This is a genomic window from Micromonospora sp. KC721, from assembly GCF_004348355.1.
GTDB lineage: Bacteria > Actinomycetota > Actinomycetes > Mycobacteriales > Micromonosporaceae > Micromonospora.
The window spans coordinates 1-23,443 of record NZ_SMJY01000088.1 but is presented as its reverse complement, the minus strand read 5'-3'; the positions used below and the strand labels follow the sequence as shown (position 1 = coordinate 23,443).

The following is a 23,443-nucleotide window of genomic DNA, read 5'->3' as shown; positions in this document are numbered from 1 at the left end:
GGTGGCGGTCAGGGCGGGGCTGGCGGCCAGACCTCCGGGGGCACGGCGGACGGGCGCTCACCAACCAGTTCGGCAAGCCGGGCCAGCCGTCGCCGGCCCGTGATGCGGAACGCCGGCCCGCCGGCCTCCGCCTCCAGCACGGCGACGGGCAGCCCCACGGCGGCCAGCGCCGACCGCACCGTCGGCCACCATTCCCGGTCGGTCTCGCTCAGCCCGAGCAGGAATCCCGTGGGGTCGGGCGTACCCGCGCCGGCGAGCCAGAGCCGCAGCCGCCGGCCGTTGAGGTGGAAGCCGGCGGGGGGCCGCTTGCGCCCGTGGCCGACCAGCCAGGCCGTGGCCAGCGGCGCCAGGGTCCGGACGTACGACGTTCGGACCGCGAACCGCGGCGGCGCAGCGGGTTCGCCCACCGCCCGCTCCCCGGTCGACTCCCAGCTCGCGGCGAGCCCGCGCGCCCGCAGCTCGGCGACGAGCACGTGCACCCGCCAGGCGGCGTCGACCGTGATCGACAGCCGGGCGGTGCGCCCCATCCGGACCACCTCGCCGGGGCCGGCGAGCAGGCCGGCCAGGTCGGCGACCGACGGGTCCGCCGCCTCGGTGCCGAACAGCGAGAGCTGGCGCACCGGTCGGGGGGTGGGGTCGGCAGGGGTCAGCGACACTCCGGGACCTCGTCGAAGGCCTGTTTGAGCTCTTCCGAGTCGAGTCGGCTGGTGTCCAGCGCACTCTCGTCGTACTCCTTGGTCAGGGTCTCGACCGTGGCCCTGACGCCGTCGTAGAAGGCGGCCGGCTCGGTGGTGCCGAGCCCGTCGATGGTGTCCCGGGCCCGGCCGTACGCGTCCCGCACCTTCTCCAGGGTGGTCCGGAAACCTTGGGAGATCTCCTCCCCGTGCTCGGTCTCCGGCACCCCGGCGGCGGCGACCTGGCGGCGGGCGGTCTCGCTCGCCTGCGCCGCGCCGGCGAAGAGCCGCACCAGGTTCTCCTTGGCCTGTGCCGGAGTCGTCTGCGCGGTCATCTGCTGCTTGGTGCTGCTGGTCAGCTTGTTGATCTCGGCCCGCCACGGGGTGAGTGCCTCGCAGACCGAGGCGGCCCAGACCCGGGGGCTGGGCCCCCCACCGCAGCCGGTGACGACGAGTACGAGCGTGGCCAGGACCACCGTGATCCTTCCGGCGGCTGCCGCCCGGCACGTACGCATGCAAGGCAGCGTACGGCCTCGCGGGAAACGCGCCACCGGTCAGGCGGACGGTCCCCGGTCGACGTGGTCGACCGGGGACCGTTGCCCACCGAGGCTCAGGCCTTGACCGTGGCGCGTTCGTGGTTGCCCGCGTCGGTGCCGGTCCCGCCGCCGGAGGAGGAGTCCATGGCGACGCCCTTGCGCTTGCTGAACACCACCGCTGCGACGACGACCAGGGTCGCGACCACCGCGATGCCCACCCGCAGCGGGGTGTTGCGCTCGTCGCCGACGCTGTACGCCACCACGGCCGGCGCGATCAGCAGCGAGACCAGGTTCATCACCTTGATCAGCGGGTTGATCGCCGGGCCGGCGGTGTCCTTGAACGGGTCGCCGACGGTGTCACCGATGACGGTGGCGGCGTGCGCCTCGGAGCCCTTGCCGCCGTACGCGCCGTCCTCGACGAGTTTCTTGGCGTTGTCCCAGGCGCCACCGGAGTTGGCCAGGAAGACCGCCATCAGGGTGCCCGCCCCGATCGCCCCGGCCAGGTACGACGCCAGCGCGCCCGGCCCGAGGCCGAAACCGACCGCGATCGGGGCGAGGATGGCGAGCAGACCGGGGGTCATCAGCTCCCGCTGGGCGTCCCGGGTGCAGATGTCGACGACCTTGCCGTACTCCGGGCGCTGGGTGCCGTCCATGATGCCGGGCAGTTCGCGGAACTGCCGGCGGACCTCCATCACCACCGCGCCGGCCGAGCGGGACACCGCGTTGATGGCCAGCCCGGAGAAGAGGAAGACCACCGCCGCGCCGATGATCAGGCCGACCAGGTTGCGCGGGTTGGCCACGTTCAGCGAGTTGAGGATCTCGGTGCCGACGTCGCCGACCCCGGCGGTGGCGTACGAGCTGCGCAGCGTGTCGGTGTACGACCCGAACAGTGCGGTGGCGGCGAGCACGGCGGTGGCGATGGCGATGCCCTTGGTGATCGCCTTGGTGGTGTTGCCGACCGCGTCCAGTTCGGTGAGGATGCGCGCGCCGTTCTCGTCGATGTCGCCGGACATCTCGGCCACGCCCTGGGCGTTGTCGGAGATCGGGCCGAAGGTGTCCATCGCCACGATCACGCCGACGGTGGTGAGCAGGCCGGTGCCGGCCAGCGCCACCGCGAACAGCGAGAGCGTGATGGAGCTGCCGCCGAGCAGGAACGCGCCGAAGACACCGGCGCCGATGAGCAGCGCCGAGTAGACCGCCGACTCCAGGCCGACGCTGATGCCGGCGAGGATGACGGTGGCCGGGCCGGTCTGCGAGCTGGCGCCGATGTCCTGCACCGGACGCCGGTTGGTCTCGGTGAAGTAGCCGGTCAGCGCCTGGATGGCGGCGGCCAGCACGATGCCGATGACGACCGCGCCGATGGCCACCAGACGCGGGTTCTCGTCGACGCCGGTGAGGCCGCCCTCCAGTTCGGCGAAGGTGGCCGGGAGATAGAGGAAGGCGGCGACGGCGACCAGCACCGCGGAGAGGACCGCGGAGAGGTAGAAGGCGCGGTTGATGGCGGTCAGGCCGTTGCGGTCCGAGGCGCGCAGCCGGGTGATGAAGACCCCGACGATGGCGATGAGCACCCCGATGGTGGAGATGATCAGCGGGAAGACCAGACCGGCCTCGCCGAACGCGGCGCGGCCGAGGATCAGGGCGGCGACCAGGGTGACCGCGTACGACTCGAAGAGGTCGGCGGCCATGCCGGCGCAGTCGCCGACGTTGTCGCCGACGTTGTCGGCGATGGTGGCGGCGTTGCGGGGGTCGTCCTCGGGGATGCCCTGCTCGACCTTGCCGACCAGGTCGGCACCGACGTCGGCGGCCTTGGTGAAGATGCCGCCGCCGACCCGCATGAACATGGCCAGCAGGGCAGCGCCGAAGCCGAAGCCTTCCAGCACGGTCGGGGCGTCCCCCTCGAACAGGATGACGACCAGCGCGGCGCCGAGGAGGCCGAGGCCGACGGTGAGGAAGCCGACCACGCCGCCGGTGCGGAAGGCGATCTTCATGGCGGCCTCGCGCCCGCCCTGCGCCTCGCGCGCCGCGGCGGCGACGCGGAGGTTGGCGCGGGTGGCCAGCCACATGCCGGCCCCGCCGATGAACGCGCTGAACAGGGCACCGACCACGAAGAACGCCGAACGGCCGATCTTCACCGCGACCTCGCTGCCGTCGGTGTCGTGCACCGGCAGCAGGAAGAGGAGTACGACGGCGATGACGACGAAGATCGCCAGCGTCCTGAACTGCCGGAGCAGGTACGCGGAGGCCCCCTCCTGTACCGCTCCGGAGATTTCCTGCATGTTGGTGGTGCCCTTACCGGCTGCCAGCACGGCCTTGGTCAAGGCCGCGGCGAAGACGAGGGCCACCGCGGCGATGACCGCCGCGATGACGACGTACGTCAGGTTCGCTCCGGTGAGGGACAGCGCGCCGCCTTCGGGGGCGGCCATGGTCCCGGACATCTGTGTCCTCCTGTACCGACACGGTCGCGCCGGCCAGTGGACGTCTGCCCGGCGCCTGGATGCGGTTGCGCACGCGCGCCAACCCGCCCCGACGGACCATGATCAACGTCCATATCCGCTGGTTGCGGGAGGGCTCACGTGCTGACAACCCACAGACTGTAGCCCTGCCCAGTGTCGGAGGTCACAACCGGGGCACACCGTGTCCTGATGATATTTCTAACTGTGTTATGAGAAAAAATCTGATATGGGAGCCCAGAGACGCGGCGAGGCCGCGACCACGTGGGGTCACGACCTCGTACGGGAAAGTGAAGTCAGCGACCGACCGGCCACACCATCCGGACCTCGGTGCCGGCCCCCTCGTCCACCGGACGGACCTGAAGATCCTCGACGAAGCCGGCGAGCAGGGCGAACCCGACGCCCGTGGTGAGTGCCTCGTCGGTGAGCGACTCGTTGGCCAGCTCGTCGGCGTTCAACGCGGCCAAGCCGATGCCCGCCTCGATCGGCGCCCGGTCCACCACACGCACCTGGTACGCCCCGGAGTCGGACATCTCCACCAGCACCGGATCGGGCAGCCCGTACTGTCGGTGCAGCGCCACAGCGCGGGTGCACGCCTCACCGATGGCCAGACGCACCTCGTCGAGCAGGTCCTCGCGCACCCCGGCCCGGCGGGCCACCGCGACCCCCACCAGGCGGGCCGTACGCACGTGCACCGGAGCCGGCGAGAAGGAGAGCCGGACCGTGGCCATCACGCGCCGGCGCCGCTCGGATCGGCCGCGATCGCCGCCTCGATCGTCGGGTGCAACGGAAAGACCTGGTCCAAGGCGGTGATCCGGAAGATCTTGAGCAGCGGCTCCTTGTCGCAGACCAGAGCGAACGATCCGTTCGCCGAGCGGAGCCGCTTGAGAGCGCCGACCAGCACCCCCAGGCCGGTGGAATCGAGGAAGTCGACCCGGCCGAGATCGACGATCACCTGCCGAGCGCCACCGTCGATCAGTTCGAGGAGCCGTTCGCGCAGCCGAGGTGCGGTGTAGACGTCCACCTCACCGCCGACCTCAAGCACCGTGTGCTCCCCCACGGTGCGGGTCGCCAGCGACAGCTCCATCAGTCCTCCTCCGAGAGTCGTAAACTCTCCTGGGCATCTAACCATCCCCGCCGGGCCGACCTCCGGTCACCGGCGGCGGCTCCTCCTTACCCATCCCCCCGGCTGTTCACCACCCGAACACCCTCATGAAAGTGCAGGACGTGAACCCCGCAGCCACCGCATCGGCAGGCCCCGGCCCCGGTCGCCGGCAGCCGGCGGCGCCCGGGGAACTGCTGGGCCGGTTGCGCGCCCGCCACCACGGCACCGATCCGGTCACCCACGTCGAACGGGTTCCGGCCCGGCCGGGCGAGCCGGCGCCCTGGCCGCGGTGGACCCCCGAGCCGCTGCGGGCGGCGTTCGCCGGGCGCGGCGTGGCCGCCCCCTGGCGGCACCAGGCCGAGGCCGCCGAGCTGGCGTACGCCGGAAACCACGTGGTGGTGGCCACCGGGACGGCGTCCGGCAAGTCGCTGGCGTACCAACTGCCGGCACTGGCCACGCTGCTCGCCGATCCCCGGGCCACCGTGCTGTACCTGGCCCCGACCAAGGCGCTCGCCGCCGACCAGCTGCGCGCCGTCGCCGACCTCGGCCTCGACGGGGTACGCCCGGCCACCTACGACGGGGACACCCCGCGCGCCGAACGGGAGTGGATCCGCCGGCACGCCCGGTTCGTGCTGACCAACCCGGACATGCTGCACCACGGCATCCTCCCCGGGCACGCGCAGTGGTCCGGCTTCCTGCGCCGGTTGGCGTACGTGGTGATCGACGAGTGCCACACCTACCGGGGCGTGTTCGGCTCGCACGTCGCGCACGTCCTGCGCCGACTCCGCCGGCAGTGCGCGCGCTTTCGTGGTACGCCGGTCTTCGTCCTCGCCTCGGCCACCTCGGGTGACCCGGCGACGGCCGCCGGGCGGCTCACCGGGCTGCCGGTGGTCGCCGTCACCGAGGACACCTCGCCGCGCGGCGGGGTGACCTTCGCGCTCTGGGAGCCGCCGCTGCTGCCGGCCGCCGCCACGCCCGCCCCCGACGCCGATCTGCTCCAGGTCCGCCGGTCGGCGCTGCGCGAGACCGCGGACCTGCTCGCCGACACCGTCGCCGAGGGGGTACGCACGCTCGCCTTCGTCCGCTCCCGGCGCGGCGCGGAGGTGGTGGCGGCCAACGCCCGACGCGCACTCGACGAGGCGGTGCCCGGGCTGGGCGACCGGGTGGCCGCCTACCGGGCCGGCTACCTGCGCGAGGAGCGGCGCGAGCTGGAACGGGCCCTGCTGCACGGCGAACTGCTCGGTCTCGCCTCCACCAACGCCCTGGAGCTCGGCGTCGACCTGGTCGGACTGGACGCGGTGCTGATCTGTGGCTGGCCCGGCACGCGGGCCTCGCTCTGGCAGCAGGCCGGGCGGGCCGGACGCTCCGGCGACGAGGCCCTGGCAGTGCTGGTGGCCCGGGACGATCCGCTCGACACCTACCTGGTGCACCACCCGGAGGCGCTGTTCGGGCGGCCCGTCGAGGCGACCGTGCTCGACCCGGCCAACCCGTACGTGCTCGCCCCGCAGCTCGCCTGCGCCGCCGCCGAAGCCCCGCTCACCCCGGCTGACCTGGAACTCTTCGGCGACGGGGCAAAGGAGGCGGTCGACTCCCTGGTCACGGCCGGCGCGCTGCGGCAGCGCCCGACCGGGTGGTACTGGCGGCACCGGGAACGGCCCGAGGTGGACCTACGCGGCTCCGACGGCGCTCCGGTCTGCGTGGTCGAGGCGTCGACCGGGCGGTTGCTCGGCACCGTGGACGCCGGCTCGTCGCACGTCCTCGTCCACCCCGGGGCGGTCTACCTGCACCAGGGCGTCTCGTACGTGGTCGACGCCCTCGACCTGGCCGACGGGTGCGCGCTGGTGCACGCCGAGGAGCCGGACTGGTCCACCCACGCCCGGGACGTCACCTCGCTGTCGGTGGTGTCGGTCCGCTCGTACCTCGACGCCGGACCGGTGGGGCTCTTCCTCGGCGAGGTGGACGTGACCAACCAGGTGGTCTCGTACCAGCGACGGCGGATCGCCTCCGGCGAGGTGATCGACACCCGCCCGCTGGACCTGCCGGCGCGGGAACTGCGCACCGTCGCGGTGTGGTTCACCGTGTCGCCGCGGTCGCTGGCTCTAGCCGGCGTCGAGGCGGCCGACATCCCGGGCGCTTTGCACGCCGCCGAGCACGCCGCGATCGGGCTGCTCCCGCTGATGGCCACCTGCGACCGCTGGGACATCGGCGGCCTGTCCACCGCGGTGCACCCGGACACCGAAGCGCCGACCGTCTTCGTCTACGACGGCCACCCGGGCGGGGCGGGTTTCGCCGAACGCGCGTACCGGACGGCGGCGGCTTGGCTGCGCGCCACCCGGGACGCGATCGCCGAGTGTGGCTGCGAGGCCGGCTGCCCGTCCTGCGTGCAGTCGCCGAAGTGCGGCAACGGCAACAATCCGCTGTCCAAGCCGGACGCGGTCCGCGTCCTGGACGTGGTGCTCGGACACCTGCCCGCCCCGGCGGACGGCTCGGTGGGCGGTCCGACGGGCGGCTCGGGGGCGTCGGTGCCGCGCCAGCCGATGCCGTAACCGCGCCTGCCGTCCCGGGCCGCGCACCCGGCCGCCCTGCTGTCTGCGTCCCGACCACGTTGTCTTCCGTCCGGCGGCGTCCTGGCCGTACCTGCTCTCCGGGGGCGGTTTCGCCGGTTGAGGGCTGGCCAACAGGTGGCCGGCGGGTCCGGGTTGTGGGAAGGGTGCATGAGGGGCAGAGCATGTGGGCAAGGAGATGGGAGCGCTTCCATTGATCGGATTCGCCGGTCAGGATCCGCCGACCTGCCGTCTTCTTGCCCGAGGAGAAGAAGCCATGGCCGACACGATCGCCGAGACCGTCGACCTGCTCTACAACATCGACCAGGACAACCTCACCCCTGACCAGCAGATCGCGCTGGGGGCCGCGATGGCGAACCTCGCCCAGGCCGAACGGCTGGAGCAGATCAACGAGCGCCTACGCACCATCCACCAGGTGCTCAACTCCTGGGCCATGAAGGTGACCGTCGACGGCGGACGCTGACCGGCGGGCTGCGCGATCCGACGCGGGGTGCCGCGACGGACGACGGACTCCTCGGTGCTGCCGTGGCGGCCGTCGTTCTGCGCGCCGGCGTGCGACACTCCGGCCACCCTTTGACAGGAGAAACTCCATGCAGCTCGACAGTTTGCAGGCACAGCACCGGTTCCACGTCCGGCAACGGATCCGGTTGATGGTCAACCAGTACGAGGTCCACGCCGTGGGCCCGGACGGCCAGGAGGGCGAACTGCTGGCGTTCGCGCAACAGAAGCGGCTCGCCTTCAAGGAACAGGTGACCATCTACCGCGACGACTCCAAGCAGCAGCCGCTGCTCGGCTTCAAGGCCCGCCAGCGGGTCGACCTCGGCGCCACCTACGACGTCACCGACCACGCGGGCAACCCGCTCGGCCTGTTCCGCAAGGACTTCGCGCAGTCCCTGCTGCGCTCCACCTGGCACGTGGAGCAGCCCGGCCTGCCGCAGGTCACCGGCCAGGAGCGGAGCCTGCCGGTAGCGCTGCTGCGCCGGTTCGTCGACTCGCTCTCCTGGCTGCCGTACCACTTCGACTTTGTCGGCGGTGGTCAGCCGTTCTTCTCGGTGGTGAAGAAGTGGGGGCTGCGCGACCGGTACGTCGTCGAGGTGCAGAACCCGCAGATCGACCGCCGACTGGTGATCGCGATGGCGATCGGTCTGGACGCCCTCCAGGCCCGCTGACCGTCGTCCGCCGGCCGGGTGCGGCTCACCCCGGTCGGCGCTCGGCTGGCCGGGTGATCGTTTGCGGCTCAGCGGCAGCAGGCCCGGCATGTCGAAATCACCCAGCCGCCACCGATCACGTCGAGGGTGAACGGTGCCGGGGGCGGTCCGCAGCCCGGCCGTCATGACGAAGATCGACCGGCGGGCCACCGCGTCATCACCCGGAGCCTGATCGCTTCATTCAGGGCATCAAGGCCGGCACGTTCGACGCCTGAGCGCCGGTGCCGGGTGTGGTCGGCAGTCACACCCGGCGCCGATTGCTGACCGTCAGCGCCACCGGTCTCCGTCAGCCGCGCACCGGGCCGGCGCGAGCGATGGCGGTGGCCGCTCGGTGCAGGCCCGGCAGCGGGGTCACCGGTACCTCGACCGTCACCAGCGCGTCGAGCCCGTCCAGCCGGCAGCCGTTCAACCGGGCCCGGTTGGCGGCCGCCAACTCCTCGGCCGCGCGGCACGCCGGCCCGTGCCCGCCCAGTGCCTGCCCCGCCGCGGCCAACGCGGCGAAGTCGGCGGCCACCCGGGCCTGGTGCCGTGCCAGCCGGGCCGTGCCGATGGCCGCTCCGAAGGCTCCGACCAGCACGAACACCAATCCGAGGACGAGCAGGCAGATGGTCGCGCCGCCCCGGTCGGCGGCGTCGCGCGACCGTACGCCCGGCACTGTCATGGCCGGCTCACCGGGACGCCCGGCTCGACGGCGGCGACCGCGGTGGCCTCCACGGTGAGCCGGGGAAGTCGGGCACCGAGCGCCCGGACCGGAGCCCGGACGGTGACGGTGACCCGAGCCGCGTCGGCCGACACCGTGACCGTCGCGGCGGGTGGGGCGATCCGGGTGCCGGCCGTGCTGCCGTCCGAGCCGCGGGAAGCGGCGAGGGCCGCTTCCCGCGCCGCGTCCAGGCAGGCGGCTCTGGTGGTGACCGCCTCGACCGCGGTCACCCCGGTCAGCAGCAGCAGGAGCAGCGCCGGCAGGCCGGCCGCCAGCTCGGCGGTGAAGGATCCCCGGTCACGACCGGCCCACCGGCGCGCGCTCACTTGAGCGCCCGGTCGATCACGGCGGTCAACGCGGACTGGACGTTGCCGGAGGTGAGGACCTTGAGCAGGATGCCGGCGAACGCCACCGCGGCGAGGGTGCCGACGGCGTACTCGGCGGTGTTCATGCCCGCGTCCCCGCGCAGCCGGCTGCGGATACGGGTACGGAGTCTGCGCACAGTGTGTCCCTTCTCGATGGGTTGTCAGAGCACGTCGCCGAGGACGGCGACGATCACCGGCACCAGGCCGGCGAGAATGAAGGCCGGCAGGAAGCACAGACCCAGCGGCAGGACGATCAGCACGCCCGCCCGACGCGCCGCTGCCTCGGCGGCGGTGGCGCGGTCGGCCCGCAGGTCGTCGGCGACCCGGGTCAGCGCCCCGGCGAGCGCGGACCCGCTGCGCGAGGAGCGCTGCGCGGCGGCCACCACGCGTTCCGCCCCCGGCACCGAGCCGAGGTGCGCCCACGCCTCCTGCGGCTCGCCGCCGAGCAGCAGCGTCCGGCCCACCCGACCGAGGCGGGCCGCCAGCGGGCCGCCGAGCGTGTCGGCCACGGCCAGCACCGCGCGGTCCACCGGAGCGCCGGCGCGCAGCGCCGCCGCCAGCAGATCGGCGGCCAGCGGCAGGTCAGCGGCTTCGCGCAGCCGGCGCTCGCGGACTGCCGGTGGTTCGATGCGCCGCAGCAGTCGGTGTGCCGCCAGACCGACCAGCACTCCCGCCAGACATCCGGGCACGCCACCGACCAGCACCGCGACCGCCAGCCCGGCCAGCCCGGAGCCGAGCCGTACCGCGCCCAACCACCGGCCCGTGTCGCCGGACAGCGTTCGCTCGACGGCAGCAGCCGGCGGATTCGTCGACCTGCCCGGTCTGTGCGTACCCGTGAGCAGGCCACGCAGCCGGCGGGCGGGCCGGACCAACGCCGGGCGTACGGCCACCAGCAGCGCGGCCGCGGTCAGCAACGCGGCGGCAGTCATCGGCTGCGCGGTCGTCATCGGCCGTGCCCGTCGGACACCCGGCCCAGCCGTTCGGCCCAGAGCAGCCCGCCGGTCTGTAGGGCGGCTGCGGTCACCGCGCTGACCGCGCCGACGGGGGTGTGCAGCAGTACCGTCAGCGGGTCGGCGCCGATGCCGTAGCCGAGGCCGATCCCGCCGGCCGGAAGGGCGGCCAGCAGCAGGGCGGTGGCCCGCGCACCGGCGGCCTGCGCGGTGGCGGCGGCGAGCCCCCGGTCCACCGCGCGGGCGTCCGCCTCGATGCGTTCCAGGAGTTCCGCCAGGGGCGCTCCGGTCCTGTCGGCCAGTCGCACGGCGGCCCGGGTCAGTTGGGCGAGGCGGTCCGGGCGGTCGTCCGGCTCGGGGACGGGCAGTCCCGCCCGCAGGTCGGCGGCGAGGCCGCAGAGCTGGTCCAGCCGACGCCGGTGGTCCCGGGCCGCGTGCCGGACGGCCCGCCCCCGGAGCGCGGCCCGGGTACCGAGCACGCCGTAGCAGGCGAGGAGCACTCCGGCCACCGGGCCGGCGGTGGCCGCACCGGCTGCCGCACCGGCGACGCCGACCAGCAGCAGCGCCCGTCGTGGCCGGGCCATCAGCACCGTGACCAGCCCGAGCAGGGGACTCATTCCGACCCCGCCGAGCCCGGCCACGGTTCGCAGAGGATCGGCGGGACCGCCACACCTCGATTCCGCAACAGGGTGGCGAGGGCCCGGCCGGCCAACCCGACGCCCCGGCCCCGCATCCAGGCCGGCACGACGGTGACCAGCCGGTCGGGCCCTTCGGGCAGCAGCAGACAGATCGATTCCAGCACCCGGCCGCCGGAACCGCGACGCACCTGAAGAAGCACCTGCAACGCGGCGGCCACCTGGGCGTGCAGAGCCGCCCGGGGCAGCCCGCCGAGCAGCCCCAGCGCCTCCAGTCGGGCCGGCACGTCCGCCGGGGTGTTCGCGTGCAGCGTCCCCGCCCCGCCGTCGTGGCCGGTATTGAGCGCGGCGAGCAGATCGACCACCTCCGCGCCCCGGCACTCCCCCACCACCAGCCGGTCGGGGCGCATCCGCAGCGCCTGCCGGACCAGGTCGCTGAGGCCGACCACGCCCGATCCCTCCACGTTGGCCGTACGCGCCTGCAGCCCCACCACGTGCGGGTGCCCGGGGTGCAGCTCGGCGGCGTCCTCGACCAGCACGATCCGCTCGGTCGGCGGGACCATCCCGAGCAGCGTGTTGAGCAGGGTCGTCTTGCCCGAGCCGGTGCCGCCGGTGACCAGGTACGCCAGCCGGGCCGCGACGACGGCGGCGAGCAGCGGGGCGACGGGACGGGGCACAGTGCCGTGGCGTACCAGCTCGTCGAGGGTGAACGGTCGCTGCCGGAAGGTACGCAGCGACAGGTAGGGGCCGTCGGTCGCCACCGGGGGCAGGACGGCGTGCAGCCGGGTGCCGTCCGGCAGCCGCGCGTCGGCGTACGGGCAACCGTCGTCCAGCCTGCGCCCGGCGGCCGCGGTGAGCCGCTGCGCCAGGCGTCGTACGTCGTCGACGGTGCCGATCGGCACGGCCACCTGACGCAGCCCGTCGCCCCGGTCGACCCAGACCCGTACCCCGTTGACCAGCACGTCGGTCACCAGAGGATCGGCCAGCAGCGGGGCGAGCGGCCCGGCACCGACGAGGTCGTCGCGTACCCGGTCGGCGATCCGCAACACAGCGGTGTCGCCGAGGACGGCGGCGGTGGGTTCGGCGCGTACCGCGGAGACGATCGCCGCGGGGGTGACCGGGGTGACGTCCTCGGCGATGCGCTGGCGTATCCGGGCCGACAGGTCGTCGCGGTGCCCGGTCATGCCGCACCCACCACGGGTAGGCCGGTCAGTTCGCCGACGAGGCGCTGGCAGAGCATGGCCAGCGGCCCGCGCCCGCCCGAGGCCGGCGCCTCACCGCGTTCCAACCCTCGGCACAGCGCCGGCTCGGGCCGGAGCGTGCCGGCGAGCGGCAACCCCAGCGCCCGGGCCACCTCGACGGCCTTCAGCCGGCCGGGTGCGGGGCCACGCACGATGACGCCGAGCGCCGCGCAGTGCGGTGCCGCCGCGGTGACCACCCGGGCCGCCGCCGCAGCGGCTCGCAGCTCGGCGGGGACGACCAGGTACGCCTGGTCGGCGGCCTGTAACGCGACCACGGCGGCGTCGTCGAGTTGGCGGGGCACGTCCGCCACGACGAAGTCGCGCCCTCGACGAGCCGCGTCGAGGGCGGCGGCCATCGCCGGAGCGGGCAGGGCGAGCAGGTCGCCCCGGTCCCAGGAGAGCACCACCAGATCGCCGCGGCTGGGCAGTGCCCGCACCAGCGCGGGGGCATCCACCCGGCCGTCGGCGTCGCTGAGCGCCGGCCAGCGCAGGCCGTCGAGTTCCTCCCAGCCGAGCACCAGGTCCAGGCCGCCACCGAGCGGGTCGGCGTCGACGAGGAGCGTACGCAGCCGGGCCCGGGCGGCGGTGACGGCGAGCCCGCTGGCGAAGACGCTGGCCCCGGCGCCGCCGCGCCCGCCGAGCACCGCGACCGTGCGGGCCGGCCGGCGGGGGCCGGCGTCCGCCCCGTATTCGGTGAACCGGTCGACCAGCCAGGGCTCGGCGGCCGGCAGGGCGGCGACGTGTTCGGCACCGAGGAGTTCGGCGATCTCCCAGCCCGGGTTGATCTCGCCGGTGCGGCCGACCAGCACGGTACGCGGTCGCCGGGGCAGCCGGGCCCGCAGGCACGCCTGCGCCTGATCGTGGCCGATCAGTACGAGTGGAGCGGGCAGCCACCGGGCTCGTGCGGCGGCGGGATCGGCGGCCAGTTCGACCTCGGTGCCGCCGGCCGCGGCGAGCCGGAGCAGATCGTCGAGGAGCCCGCCGTCGGCGGTGACCAGCAACGGCAGTCGGCGCGGTGGTGCGGTGGTGGGCGGGGACATCACGCCTCCAGCAGTCGGGCTCGGTTGTCGACCGAGACTCTGCCCCGGTGGGCGTCTGCCTGCCGACCGGACTCAAATCACCTGTGGACGACGGCACCACCTGTGGACAACCACCACGCTTGGCGACGATCTGCTAAGCGCTGCGTCACAGCAGCTCGCTACCAACCCGCCAACAGTGAGCGAAGGTCGTGTTTCACCCTGGGGGCCATTGACGACGGGGAGAACCTTCCCCGGATAATCGTTTCCCAGTGCCACCACTTGGAGTGGCTTCGCACCCCCCTCGAAACGGGCCATGGCCAAATCATCCGACGAAACACCTTCCATCGGCGCGACCCTGCGTATCGGTGGCTGGCTGCCCGACTCCCGCCAACCGGTCCAGCCACCGCCGCACGCCGACCCCATCCGGGACCGGTGGCAGCAGGCCGCTCCCGACCCGTACCGGCAGAACCCCCCGCCGCTTTCACCAGCGGCCGCCCCCACCTCCTCCGACGGCCCCACCCGGACGCTGGTGCTCGGCTGCCTCGCGGTCGGCGTGGTCGCCACGCTGGTGTTCGCACTCGCCCCGCTCTGGTCCAGCGAACCCCGGCCTGGTCAGGGCGCAAACGCGTTCGTCCCGGCGACCGGCGGGCTCAGCCAGGACCCCACCCCCGATCCGGTCAGCGCGACCGAGGACGCCACCTTCTCGCCGGCACCGGCATCGCTGTCCACCCGAGCCACAGCGCCGTCTCCGAGCCAGGTGGCGCCACCCGGGCAGCAGCCGAACCGACCGGCGCCAACCACTCGGCCCAGCTCGCCGGCCGCCAAGCCGCGTCCGCCGAAACCGCCGGCCCCGAAGCCGGAGCCACCGCGGATGAACGAGCTCCCAGCGTTGTCCCCGGCCAAGGAGCCGTCGCTACGGTCGAGCAACGGTGGAGCTTCGACCTACGTCGAGTTCGTCAACTCCACCCAGATACCCGTCGCGGTCTTCTGGCTCGACCACAACGGCCAACGGAAGTTCTACAAGGGATTGTGGCCCGGCCAGTCGTACCGGCAGCAGACGTTCGTGGGGCACCCCTGGGTGGTCACCGACCGGCACGGCCGGGCGTTGGTCTGCTTCCTTCCCGCCCGGGAGACCAGCAAGGCGGTAATCCGCTAGCGGAGTCAGCGTCGTACCGCGTGGCCACCCACCGCGGTCGTGCCGTCGCGCACGATCGCGGGCAGCCACGCGGTACGCGTTCACCGGTCGTCGGAATCGAAAGGCTCGGAGGTGGTCCGGATGCGGCCACACATCGGCCGTCGCGAAACTCAACCCCCGGTACGCCCTCCAGCACGCGGCTGATGTCTGCCACGGCCGCCAACGACGCAACCAGGTCGCTACGCAGCTCCGCGCCCGCCGTCTCCAGGTCGTCGTCCTCGGTCGACCAGTCGATGTCCGCCGCCCGCAACTCCGCGGCAGCGCATATCGGTCAGCGCCGCCGGGTCAGTGACCAACACATCGACCCGGCAGTAGAGATGCAGAGTGAGCGGTACGGAAGTGGGCACGCTGTCCATGCCGCCAGCAGTCCGGGGTCGTCGGTTGAGATTCAGAACCGACTCGCATCGGTCCTCGCGCTGCCTCGGCCACTCAGGTGACCCGATCGACATTCGCCGTAAGCGATGCCGGCGTAGCCTGGTTCGGTGTTTGAGGTTCTGGCGTTCCTCGTACTGGCTGGATGTGTGGCTGCCATCGCCAGCGGGCTTGTGTGGCTGGGATCGCGTGCTCGCCGCCGAGGTGTCGGTGGCGAGGTGATGGGCCCCTTCGAGGAGATCTGGCATCCGGGCGCGCATCGGTATCGGGCCGAAATCCGGCAGCAGGAGCAGCGCATGGTGCCGATGCCGTCGCCTGACGATCAGGAGCCCAGAGGCCGGCCTGGCAAGGTGATTCCGGACATCTGACCACACGAAATGATCACGAAGTTGGCTCCCCGGCGGTGCGTCGTCGCCGGGCTCCTGACTCGCCGTGCCAGCATCGCCTTGTGCGCAACGAGCAACGCCTACGAGCACGGACGCCCGAGTCACGAGCCTTCGCGGACCGCGTACAGCACGTCATGAACCTGACCTCGCGCCTCAACGGGCTGCCGTTTGACGACCTCGACGCACGCAGGACGGTGCTCACCGAGATCTTCGGTCAACCGATACCCGACTCCCTGTCCATCCTGCCCCCGTTCTACTGCGACTACGGGCTTGGAGCATCGTTCGGTGAGCACGTGTTCATCAATCAGGGATGCTTCTTCCTCGACTACGGCGGCATCGCGATCGGTGACCGCGTCCTGATCGGTCCCCGAGTGACTCTCAGCACGGCCGGACACCCCGTCGAGCTCGACGAACGGTACGACTTCATCACCCACGCACCCATCGTGATCGAGGACGATGTGTGGATCGGCGCCGCGGCCACGGTCACCCCCGGAGTCACGATCGGTCACGGCTCGGTCGTCGGAGCGGGCGCCGTGGTCGCGAGGGACGTGCCACCGCTGAGTGTGGTCACGGCAACGAGCGCTGTCGAGCGAAAGCGTCTGAAGCCGGCATCCCCTACGACTGGGACCGCGGCTGGAGCTGTTCCTGACGGTTGACGACGTCGACCGGTACGGCGAGGCGATCTCGGCGTTGCTGGCGGCAAGGCTGCCGAAGCGGTTTCGCGGGTGGCCGACCCACTTCGAGCCGCCGGAGGTACGGGTGATGTCGGCGACGGACGGGCCGGTGGCGCACCGGGTCCTGGTCACCGATGTCGGCACCTGGTGCGATGCGCGGCTCGGCTTCGACGCGCGGCGCAGTCTGACGGTCCTGGATTGGCTGGCCACGCCGGGGCAGCGGCTGGCCGAGGTCACCGGCGGGGCGGTGTTCCACGACGGAATCGGCGAGTTGAGCGCCCTACGTGATCGGCTCTCCTGGTATCCCGACGACGTGTGGCGTTATGTGTTGGCGTGCCAGTGGATGCCTATCGGTGAGGAGGAGGCATTCGTGGGCCGCGCCGCCGAGGCCGGCGACGAGGTGGGCAGCCGGGTGGTAGCGGCACGCCTGGTCCGCGAGGTGATGCGGCTGTGTCTGCTGCTGGCTCGTCGGTTCCCGCCATACACCAAGTGGTTGCGCACCGCGTCTGTCGCGCTGCCGGAGACGCCGGACATCGCCGCTGCCCGCGATGAGGCGCTGAACGCCGACAGCGGCGCCGCACGGCAGGCGGCGCTGTGCTCGCATACGAGCAGGCCGGCGACTGGCAGAACCCGGTTGGGCATCGCTTCGCCGGTCGACGCCACCCGGCGCCGGTGCTTCGACCGGCCGTATCAGGTCATCGACGCTGGACGGTTCGCTGCCGTTCTGCTGGCCGGTATCGACGATCCCGAGTTTGCCGCCGGTCGGTGCTGTGGATCAGTACGCGGACAGCACCGTCATGCTGTGTCAGCCCCAGTTGGCTCGTGCGTTGACGGCGCTCCGGCTCAGCCACGACAGCCGTCAGGTCACCGTGCAGACCCACCCTGCGGGTGGACCGCCGGTCTCCCGGCGTCGCGCGGCCCCCAACCGATCAGCGTGGGCGGTTGGGGGCCGCGCAGGTACGCGGGAACCGACGACTTTCAGCGCACGAGCGTGACGCGGGCGGTGTCCAGGTCGTACCGAGCGCCCACCACCTGCAGCGTGCCCGCGTGCACCCGCTCGGCAATGATGTGGCTGCGGTCGACCAGCGCCCGCACCTGCGCCCGGACGTTCGCCTGAACGCCGTTCTCCACCGGGTCGCCGGGCTGGCTGAGCACCGGCTCCACCACCGGGCGCAGGGCATCGACGACGGCGGCGATGTGACCGGGCACGGGCGCCCCGGTGCGGATCGCGTTGATGGTTGCCGTGATCGCCCCGCACCGTTCGTGCCCGAGAACGACGATCAGCGGGGTGCCGAGCTCCTCGACGCCGAACTCGATGCTGCCCAGCAACAGGTCGTCGGCGACGTTCCCGGCCACCCGGTTGTCGAACAGGTCACCCAGCCCCTGGTCGAAGATCACCTCCGGGGGCACCCGGGAATCCGCGCAACCGAGAATATTGGCGAACGGATGCTGCCCGGCAGCCAGCCGACGCACGTCCTCCAGGCTCTGGTGCGGGTGTCGGCCGTGCCCACTGGCGAACAGCTCATTGCCGTACAGGAGGCGGCGAAGGGCCTGCGTCGGCGTGGGAGCGGTGGAATCGGCGTGCGCCGCGACGGCGGGCCCGGCGGCGACAACGGTGGCGCCGGCGGCGACCACGGCACCGCTGGCGGCCAGCATCGAGCGACGCGACAACTGGAAAACCACTGAGGACTCCTCAAAGGAGGGACAGGATGCTGAGAATTTTATGCGCATGATGCTTCACGCCGCGTACCCAATTCAGATGTTGAAAGGCCAAGGTCCGTCCACTGTGGCTCGACGTGTCGGCGTGATCCTCGAGACGCGAAGGCGCAGGCCGGGGTGGTGAGGTATCCCGAGTGAGGTGGGCTGTCCGCGCGGGGGCGGCCGAAGCGGGAAGCGGTGCGGCGGCAGACAGCCGAATGGTTCACCCAGGTCGTGCCGGTGTCGGGCAAGAACCCTGGACGAACCTCGATCGCCGGACCGACCTGCTACAAACCCGGCCGGTGCGGCCGCCGGTCCGCAGGCACGGATCCTGGTACGCGCGAGCTTCCTGGCGTCCGCAGGACCAGCCCGGTCAGGACCTACCTGTCCAGCGCCGTGCGCGACCAGCTCCGTCCGGCACAGGCGCAGCTTGACCAGCACCCACCATCGGACGCTCCGCCACCTGCGGCTACGCGGACCGGGTGCGGCTGACGGCCGCGATCGTCGCGGCTCTGTTGAGTGCATCGGTCCGAACGAAGGGTCAGCTGCCTGCCGCACTGCGCTCCGCCAAGGGGCGCCTTTTCATGGTCGACAGTCAGACCTTGCCAGCGAGCCACCTGGTCCGCACCTACCACAGGCGGGAGAGACACATCAAAGCCAGAGGGATCGCCTCGCTTGGCTTCACCGAGGCCGTCCAAGCCCTGACAGATGCAGGCAACCTGCCGTTACGTCTCGGGTCGGTAGCCGCCGCCGACCCGCCCTATGAACCGCCCCGGATCTTGTAGAGACTTCCCCGCTTGGGAGGGATCGAGAGATGGCAGGAACGAAGCCGTATCCGCAGGAGCTGCGGGAGCGGGCGGTGCGGATGGTCGCGGAGGTACGGCCGAATTACGAGTCGGACTGGGCTGCCATCACGGCCGTGGCGGCGCGGCTGGGGATTGGCACGGCCGAGGCGTTGCGTAAGTGGGTCCGTCAGGCGCAGGTCGACGACGGTCAGCGGCCCGGGGTCACGTCGGAGGAGTCGGCGGAGCTGAGGCGGCTGCAGCGGGAGAATGCCGAGTTGCGGCGGGCGAATGAGATCTTGAAGGCCGCGTCGGTTTTCTTCGCGGCCGAGCTCGACCGGCCTACGACACGCTCGTGACGTTCGTCGACAAGCATCGGGGCCGCTTCGGCGGAGTCGAGCCGATCTGCCGCGTGCTGCACCAGCACGGGTTGCAGATCACCCCGAGCGGATACTGGGCGGCGCAAGGTCTGGCATGAGCTGCGCCGCCAAGGGCATCCGACGGCCCGGTGCACGGTCGAGCGGTTGATGCGTGACGCCGGCCTGGCCGGTGCCGTGCGGGGCAAGAAGATCCGCACCACGACCGCCGATCCCGGGCATCAGCGTGTCGCCGACCTGCTCAACCGGGACTTCACCGCCGCCGGGCCGAACCGGTGCTGGGTGGCGGACTTCACCCACGTCGCCGTCTGGTCCGGCGTCGTCTACGTCGCGTTCGTCGTCTACGTCTATTCCAGGGCGATCGTGGGCTGGTCCGCGGCCACGAACACCCCGCTGGTCCTGGCCGCCCTAGACATGGGCCTATGGCGCCGCGACCGCGCCCGGCAGCCGGTCAGGGCGGGCCTGGTGCACCACAGCGACGCGGGCAGTCAGTACACGTCTTTCCGGTTCACCACCCACCTGCTCGATGCTGGTATCGACGCCTCGATCGGCAGCGTCGGCGACGCCCTGGACAACGCGCTGATGGAGTCCACCATCGGCCTCTACAAGACCGAGCTGATCAAACCCCGAGGCCCGTGGCGCAGCCTCGCCCAGGTCGAACTGGCCACCGCCGAGTGGGTCGACTGGTACAACAACCAGCGCCTGCACTCCACAACCGGCCACGTCCCACCGGCCGAACACGAATCGATGTTCTACGCTCAACCCCAGCCCCGCGAGGTGGTTGGAGTCAACAGCTGAGGTCTCCACAGAACCCGGGGCGGTTCACTGGTGGGTCAAGATCCGGTTATGCGGCGGGTCAACCCTGTTGCTGGGTTCCCAACAGGGTGAGGGCGTTCTGGATGCCTTGTTCGAGGATTTCGTCGGCGAGCTGTGGGTCGGCGAGGGCGCGGGACAGCTGCAGCGTTCCAACCATTCCGGCGAGGACACCGAGCGTCTTCACGCGCGCCGACCGCGGGTCGAGCGGCACCAGGCGAGCGGCGAGGTCGTCGATGATGGTCAACGTGCCGTCGGTGTACGCCTGTTTCGTGGAGTCCGGGCAGCGGCCGATCTCGTCGAGCAGGGCGGCGGCCGGACAGCCGTCCTCCGGGGTGTCACGGTGCTCGACCGAGAGATACGCGCGCACGAACTGCTCGACTCCGTCGCGGCCCGGTGCCAGCTCACTGAGGCTTTCGCACTGTTTGCGAAGCTGATCGGCGACCACGCTGGCGACGAGATTCTCCTTGGAGTCGAAATGGGCGTAGAAGGCGCCGTTGGTCAACCCCGCGTCCGCCATCAGCGTGGCGACCCCCGAGCCGTCGATGCCGTCTTGCTTGAACCGACGTCCGGCCGTCTCGATGATCCGCCGACGGGTCACCTCCTTGTGCTCCTTGCCGTACCGCACCAAGCCCCCTCGTCCAGAACGAGCCGGCGGCCTGTCCACCGGCCTGCACTCACTCTTTGACAGTACGACCATAATTTAATTCCGGCGAGACCCTTGCTCTCTGCTCGCGTCTCAGGCTATGGTCGTATGATCGTAATTCAATAGGATCAGGAGCTTGTGATGACAACAACTCGGCAGGTAGCGCTCGTGACGGGCGCCTCCTCGGGCATCGGCAAGGCGGCCGCGCTCGCGCTCGTGGCGGCGGGCTTCACCGTGGTCGGCACGAGCCGAGACACCTCTCGGGTCGCCCCGGGCGGCGGCGTGACGTTCCTCGACCTCGATGTGACCAGCACCGAGTCAGTCACCACCGTGGTCCAACAGGTGATCGAGCAGTCCGGACGAATCGACGTCCTGGTCAACAACGCCGGTCTCGGCGCAGCGGGAGCTGCCGAGGAAAGTTCCCTGACTCAGGACCAGAGGCTGTTCGACGTCAACGTCTTCGGACTCATCCGCATGACCAAGGCGGTCCTGCCGCGCATGCGGGCGCAGGGAGGCGGCCGCATCATCAATATCTCCTCCGTGCTCGGGTTCCTCCCCGGTCCTTACATGGCCAGCTACGCCGCGTCCAAGCACGCGATCGAGGGCTACTCCGAGTCCCTGGACCATGAGGTCCGCGAGCACGGCGTCCGGGTCCTGCTCGTCCAGCCCGCCTACACCAACACCGGGTTCGAGGCGAACAGCCTGCGGGCCGACAGCCCTCTGCCGGTCTACGCGCAGCAACGGCACATCTTCGACGACCTGATGGCGGCGGCGATCAAAGGCGGTGACGATCCCGCCATCGTGGCCAAGGCAGTCGTCTCGGCCGCCACCGACCCGAAACCGAAGCTGCGCTACACCGCCGGCCCGACCGCCGGACGCGTCAGCACACTACGCCGCATCATTCCCGCCCGGACCTTCGACAAGCAGATCCGCAAACTCAACCGGCTGGCCGGCTGACACACCGGAACTGACCAGTTCGGTCCAGCGCGCCAATGGCTTCGCACCGAGGAGACCAGCGTGTCGACAACCATGGAATGCCTTGCCATCCCGTCGGCCTTCGTCCCCACCCACTCGGCTCTGCCCGGACGAAGGTTGCCGGGATGGCCGCCAACCATCCCGGAGTGCCCGAGCGCCCCGCCGGAGGCACTTACTGTGTCTCGATCCGAAGAAGCCCCGAAACTGCCATCGACCATGGGGGCCCGGGGCTTCCTCGTATGTCGCGCCGCCGGCGGGGCTGGAACCGCCGGGGTGCCCGCCGGCGCTTGCGCCTGGGCGGCGGGGTCCCCGAGCGGCGACCCCTCTGGGTCGGCCCCTGGTCGGCGGCGCGAGCGGCCCGCGAGGCGGGCCGCCTTGATCGTGTATGGAAACTTTGCTCTAGATTGCGCTGCCGTGTTCGGCGTAGGCGGAGACGCCGTTACTGCGCGCTGCAATCGCAGTGCGGATTCTGCGGGCGAGCCGGGGCGGGCCGTGCTGCTCCAAGGATTCGGCGCTTACGTAGCGCCATTCGGTGAGTTCGCCGTCTGCGAAGCGGATGGCGCGCTCTTGCTGGGCTCCGAGTGATCCGCCGTCGAAGATGAAGAGGAGCTTGTCGCCCTCGTGTTCGGCGGGTGCCCAGTCAACGACCAGCATCGGTCCGAGCGTGGCTACGAGGCCAAGTTCCTCTTGGACCTCGCGTATGCAGGCGGCTCGGCAGGAGCTGTAGGCGCGGGCGACTTCGAGGGCGTGGCGGACGCGGCGTTCCATCGGTAGGCCGGTGGTGTCGACGCGCGGGCCGAGGTCGACGGCGACTTGGAGGTCGCCCAGTTCGGCGGCGGTGGCGACGCGGTGGATGGCGACGTTGGTCGGGCCGAACGCGGTCCAGAGGTGGTTGGCGTCTGCTCCGAGCTGGCCGGCGGCCTGGTCGGCGGCGGCGAGGAAGGTGCGGGTGGTGGCGGCGTCGTTGGCGCGGGCGGCGGCCATCGAGCCGGACAGGAACAGGGTTCCGTAGACGGAGAGCAGCGCCGGTGTGGCGTGCTCGAGGTGGGGTTCAAGATAGCCGGCGGCGTCCTCGGTGAGGCGTACGGCTTCGGCGTAGCGGCCGGTGGCGTGCAGGGCGTGGCCGACGGAGCGGAACAGGGATCCGGTGACGAGTGGGTCGCCGGTGGGGCCGACCGCGGCCAGGCCGCGGTCGGCGGCGATCCAGGCGAGGTCGCTTTCCCCGAGTTTGGTGAGTTGGGTGGCGGCGAGTTGGTACGTCAGGCCGAGTAGCCGGCGGGCCCGGTCCTGGTCGTCGCCGTCGTGGTGGTCGGCGGCGGCCTGGGCGCGGTGCAGCAGGTCGGGCAGGCGGCCGGTCACGTACCCGAATCGGGAGTCCTGGTAGGCGTCCCAGAGCTGGCCGACTTCCTTCTTGAGCAGGGCGACGGTCGGCGGGTGCACGTCGGCGGTGGCGCCCAACGGGGCGATGACGCGGTAGTTCATCAGGGCGGCGCGCAACGCGGGCACCGTCTTGGTGCCGCTGTCGCCGGTCCAGTCCAGCAGCGAGGGTTCGCCGAGCAGGTCGCCGAGGGCCACGTCCAGGACCTCGGCCAGGGATTTGATGACGGAGAGCCGGTCCAGCTCGATGCGGTTGTTCTCTACCTTGCCGAGCCAGTCGGCGGTACGGCCGATGAGTCCGGCCAGAGCTTCCTGAGACAGGCCGCGTCGACGGCGGTACCAGGCGACGCGTTCGCCGATGGTCAGGGTGTTGGTTATCCCGCGCACCGGTTCATTGTCTCCCCTCGGTCGGCCGCGACCCCGGAAGGATTTTCCGGGTCGCCGGGCGGTTCGTGTCACAACCTGTCTGCATGACGGGGCTGAACGTATCGACCAACTGTCAATCCTGCTCGGGTGCGGGCTGGAAGTACACCCTTGCCCGCACCGCCGTTCGGGGGATGGGGCGTGGGTCGGAGCGGACGCGTTCCCTGGCCCGGCGGTCCTGCCTGGACTGCGCGGGTTCCGGTCGCTCGGCGACCTGCTGAGGCTGGCCCGGGGTGGGTGCTGGTGTGGGACCGCGACCCGAACGACGGCCCGTGAAT

At 71.7% G+C, this 23,443-nt stretch carries 22 protein-coding genes and 2 pseudogenes; 9 read left to right on the top strand and 15 right to left on the bottom strand.

What is annotated here, in order from left to right; translation table 11 throughout:
* Positions 1–8: 8 nt before the first annotated feature.
* The 5 genes from E1182_RS16635 to E1182_RS16615 form a co-directional block, all read right to left on the bottom strand.
* Positions 9–656, bottom strand: coding sequence for a hypothetical protein (locus E1182_RS16635; protein ID WP_132265962.1), 648 nt, complete (start codon positions 654–656; stop codon positions 9–11).
* Positions 647–1,189 carry a hypothetical protein gene (locus E1182_RS16630; protein ID WP_132265959.1) on the bottom strand — a complete coding sequence of 181 codons (543 nt, stop codon included), beginning with the start codon at positions 1,187–1,189 and terminating at the stop codon, positions 647–649. The genes E1182_RS16635 and E1182_RS16630 overlap by 10 nt, the downstream gene beginning before the upstream one ends.
* A 95-nt stretch (positions 1,190–1,284) precedes the next feature.
* The gene (locus tag E1182_RS16625) at positions 1,285–3,645 is read right to left on the bottom strand and encodes a sodium-translocating pyrophosphatase (RefSeq protein WP_132265957.1); all 2,361 of its coding nucleotides are present in this window, start codon (positions 3,643–3,645) and stop codon (positions 1,285–1,287) included.
* 311 nt (positions 3,646–3,956) lie between these two features.
* Positions 3,957–4,394, bottom strand: a complete 438-nt coding sequence (locus E1182_RS16620; protein WP_132265954.1) for an ATP-binding protein — start codon at positions 4,392–4,394, stop codon at positions 3,957–3,959.
* Positions 4,391–4,747, bottom strand: coding sequence for an STAS domain-containing protein (locus tag E1182_RS16615; protein WP_132265951.1), 357 nt, complete (start codon positions 4,745–4,747; stop codon positions 4,391–4,393). Before E1182_RS16615 ends, E1182_RS16620 begins: the two co-directional genes overlap by 4 nt.
* 125 nt (positions 4,748–4,872) lie before the next feature.
* Between E1182_RS16615 and E1182_RS16610 the strand changes: the two genes are divergently transcribed.
* The 3 genes from E1182_RS16610 to E1182_RS16600 all read left to right on the top strand — a co-directional run bounded on the left by E1182_RS16610 (position 4,873) and on the right by E1182_RS16600 (position 8,498).
* Positions 4,873–7,311, top strand: coding sequence for a DEAD/DEAH box helicase (locus E1182_RS16610; protein ID WP_371687558.1), 2,439 nt, complete (start codon positions 4,873–4,875; stop codon positions 7,309–7,311).
* A gap of 274 nt (positions 7,312–7,585) precedes the next feature.
* On the top strand, positions 7,586–7,792 hold the full coding sequence (locus E1182_RS16605; protein ID WP_132265949.1) for a hypothetical protein: 207 nt from the start codon (positions 7,586–7,588) through the stop codon (positions 7,790–7,792).
* A 127-nt stretch (positions 7,793–7,919) separates the two neighbouring features.
* Positions 7,920–8,498: a hypothetical protein gene (locus E1182_RS16600; RefSeq protein ID WP_132265946.1), complete on the top strand. Its 579-nt coding sequence runs from the start codon at positions 7,920–7,922 to the stop codon at positions 8,496–8,498.
* 325 nt (positions 8,499–8,823) lie between these two features.
* Here E1182_RS16600 and E1182_RS16595 read toward each other — a convergent pair whose 3' ends face one another.
* The 7 genes from E1182_RS16595 to ssd all read right to left on the bottom strand — a co-directional run bounded on the left by E1182_RS16595 (position 8,824) and on the right by ssd (position 13,468).
* Complete coding sequence (locus E1182_RS16595; protein WP_132265944.1) at positions 8,824–9,198, bottom strand: Rv3654c family TadE-like protein; 375 nt, start codon at positions 9,196–9,198, stop codon at positions 8,824–8,826.
* The gene (locus E1182_RS16590; RefSeq protein WP_132265941.1) at positions 9,195–9,563 is read right to left on the bottom strand and encodes a TadE family type IV pilus minor pilin; all 369 of its coding nucleotides are present in this window, start codon (positions 9,561–9,563) and stop codon (positions 9,195–9,197) included. The genes E1182_RS16595 and E1182_RS16590 overlap by 4 nt, the downstream gene beginning before the upstream one ends.
* Positions 9,560–9,688 (bottom strand): DUF4244 domain-containing protein, encoded by a 129-nt coding sequence (locus E1182_RS16585; RefSeq protein ID WP_208418639.1) that lies wholly within the window; start codon positions 9,686–9,688, stop codon positions 9,560–9,562. Before E1182_RS16585 ends, E1182_RS16590 begins: the two co-directional genes overlap by 4 nt.
* Positions 9,689–9,763: 75 nt before the next feature.
* Positions 9,764–10,549 (bottom strand): type II secretion system F family protein, encoded by a 786-nt coding sequence (locus tag E1182_RS16580; RefSeq protein WP_371687557.1) that lies wholly within the window; start codon positions 10,547–10,549, stop codon positions 9,764–9,766.
* Positions 10,546–11,169: a hypothetical protein gene (locus tag E1182_RS16575; RefSeq protein WP_243706254.1), complete on the bottom strand. Its 624-nt coding sequence runs from the start codon at positions 11,167–11,169 to the stop codon at positions 10,546–10,548. The genes E1182_RS16580 and E1182_RS16575 overlap by 4 nt, the downstream gene beginning before the upstream one ends.
* Positions 11,166–12,371, bottom strand: coding sequence for a TadA family conjugal transfer-associated ATPase (locus E1182_RS16570; RefSeq protein ID WP_132265936.1), 1,206 nt, complete (start codon positions 12,369–12,371; stop codon positions 11,166–11,168). Before E1182_RS16570 ends, E1182_RS16575 begins: the two co-directional genes overlap by 4 nt.
* A complete protein-coding gene (gene ssd / locus E1182_RS16565; RefSeq protein ID WP_132265934.1) occupies positions 12,368–13,468 on the bottom strand; it encodes a septum site-determining protein Ssd in 1,101 nt (366 codons plus the stop codon). The genes E1182_RS16570 and ssd overlap by 4 nt, the downstream gene beginning before the upstream one ends.
* Positions 13,469–13,760: 292 nt before the next feature.
* On the opposite strand from ssd, the gene E1182_RS16560 reads away from it, so the two are divergent.
* The 4 genes and pseudogenes from E1182_RS16560 to E1182_RS32270 all read left to right on the top strand — a co-directional run.
* A complete protein-coding gene (locus tag E1182_RS16560; RefSeq protein ID WP_132265931.1) occupies positions 13,761–14,603 on the top strand; it encodes a hypothetical protein in 843 nt (280 codons plus the stop codon).
* 521 nt (positions 14,604–15,124) lie between these two features.
* On the top strand, positions 15,125–15,382 hold the full coding sequence (locus tag E1182_RS16550; RefSeq protein WP_207921422.1) for a hypothetical protein: 258 nt from the start codon (positions 15,125–15,127) through the stop codon (positions 15,380–15,382).
* A gap of 152 nt (positions 15,383–15,534) precedes the next feature.
* Positions 15,535–16,056, top strand: a complete 522-nt coding sequence (locus E1182_RS16545) for a sugar O-acetyltransferase (RefSeq protein ID WP_132265929.1) — start codon at positions 15,535–15,537, stop codon at positions 16,054–16,056.
* Positions 16,057–16,162: 106 nt separating this feature from the next.
* Positions 16,163–16,558 (top strand): annotated as a pseudogene (locus E1182_RS32270) (DUF4037 domain-containing protein); the annotation flags it as partial.
* Between the two features lie 494 nt (positions 16,559–17,052).
* Here the strand turns inward: E1182_RS32270 and E1182_RS16535 are convergent.
* Positions 17,053–17,757: a carbonic anhydrase gene (locus tag E1182_RS16535; protein ID WP_243706253.1), complete on the bottom strand. Its 705-nt coding sequence runs from the start codon at positions 17,755–17,757 to the stop codon at positions 17,053–17,055.
* Positions 17,758–18,586: 829 nt separating this feature from the next.
* On the opposite strand from E1182_RS16535, the pseudogene E1182_RS16530 reads away from it, so the two are divergent.
* Positions 18,587–19,729, top strand: a pseudogene (locus E1182_RS16530) (IS3 family transposase).
* 58 nt (positions 19,730–19,787) lie between these two features.
* Here the strand turns inward: E1182_RS16530 and E1182_RS16525 are convergent.
* Positions 19,788–20,372 (bottom strand): TetR/AcrR family transcriptional regulator, encoded by a 585-nt coding sequence (locus tag E1182_RS16525; protein WP_207921420.1) that lies wholly within the window; start codon positions 20,370–20,372, stop codon positions 19,788–19,790.
* A 159-nt stretch (positions 20,373–20,531) separates the two neighbouring features.
* Between E1182_RS16525 and E1182_RS16520 the strand changes: the two genes are divergently transcribed.
* The gene (locus E1182_RS16520) at positions 20,532–21,347 is read left to right on the top strand and encodes an oxidoreductase (protein ID WP_132265925.1); all 816 of its coding nucleotides are present in this window, start codon (positions 20,532–20,534) and stop codon (positions 21,345–21,347) included.
* Positions 21,348–21,764: 417 nt separating this feature from the next.
* On the opposite strand, the gene E1182_RS16510 is transcribed toward E1182_RS16520, so the two are convergent.
* On the bottom strand, positions 21,765–23,129 hold the full coding sequence (locus E1182_RS16510) for a helix-turn-helix domain-containing protein (protein ID WP_165942631.1): 1,365 nt from the start codon (positions 23,127–23,129) through the stop codon (positions 21,765–21,767).
* Between the last annotated feature and the right edge of the window lie 314 nt (positions 23,130–23,443).

Excerpts from the sequence above, each read along its gene's own strand:
- E1182_RS16630 (WP_132265959.1), bottom strand. The coding sequence starts at position 1,189 with ATGCGTACGTGCCGGGCGGCAGCCGCCGGAAGGATCACGGTGGTCCTG.
- E1182_RS16625 (WP_132265957.1), bottom strand. The coding sequence starts at position 3,645 with ATGTCCGGGACCATGGCCGCCCCCGAAGGCGGCGCGCTGTCCCTCACC.
- E1182_RS16615 (WP_132265951.1), bottom strand. The coding sequence starts at position 4,747 with ATGGAGCTGTCGCTGGCGACCCGCACCGTGGGGGAGCACACGGTGCTT.
- E1182_RS16610 (WP_371687558.1), top strand. The coding sequence starts at position 4,873 with ATGAAAGTGCAGGACGTGAACCCCGCAGCCACCGCATCGGCAGGCCCC.
- E1182_RS16605 (WP_132265949.1), top strand. The coding sequence starts at position 7,586 with ATGGCCGACACGATCGCCGAGACCGTCGACCTGCTCTACAACATCGAC.
- E1182_RS16600 (WP_132265946.1), top strand. The coding sequence starts at position 7,920 with ATGCAGCTCGACAGTTTGCAGGCACAGCACCGGTTCCACGTCCGGCAA.
- E1182_RS16595 (WP_132265944.1), bottom strand. The coding sequence starts at position 9,198 with ATGACAGTGCCGGGCGTACGGTCGCGCGACGCCGCCGACCGGGGCGGC.
- E1182_RS16585 (WP_208418639.1), bottom strand. The coding sequence starts at position 9,688 with ATGAACACCGCCGAGTACGCCGTCGGCACCCTCGCCGCGGTGGCGTTC.
- E1182_RS16580 (WP_371687557.1), bottom strand. The coding sequence starts at position 10,549 with ATGACGACCGCGCAGCCGATGACTGCCGCCGCGTTGCTGACCGCGGCC.
- E1182_RS16575 (WP_243706254.1), bottom strand. The coding sequence starts at position 11,169 with ATGAGTCCCCTGCTCGGGCTGGTCACGGTGCTGATGGCCCGGCCACGA.
- E1182_RS16570 (WP_132265936.1), bottom strand. The coding sequence starts at position 12,371 with ATGACCGGGCACCGCGACGACCTGTCGGCCCGGATACGCCAGCGCATC.
- ssd (WP_132265934.1), bottom strand. The coding sequence starts at position 13,468 with ATGTCCCCGCCCACCACCGCACCACCGCGCCGACTGCCGTTGCTGGTC.
- E1182_RS16560 (WP_132265931.1), top strand. The coding sequence starts at position 13,761 with ATGGCCAAATCATCCGACGAAACACCTTCCATCGGCGCGACCCTGCGT.
- E1182_RS16545 (WP_132265929.1), top strand. The coding sequence starts at position 15,535 with ATGAACCTGACCTCGCGCCTCAACGGGCTGCCGTTTGACGACCTCGAC.
- E1182_RS16520 (WP_132265925.1), top strand. The coding sequence starts at position 20,532 with ATGACAACAACTCGGCAGGTAGCGCTCGTGACGGGCGCCTCCTCGGGC.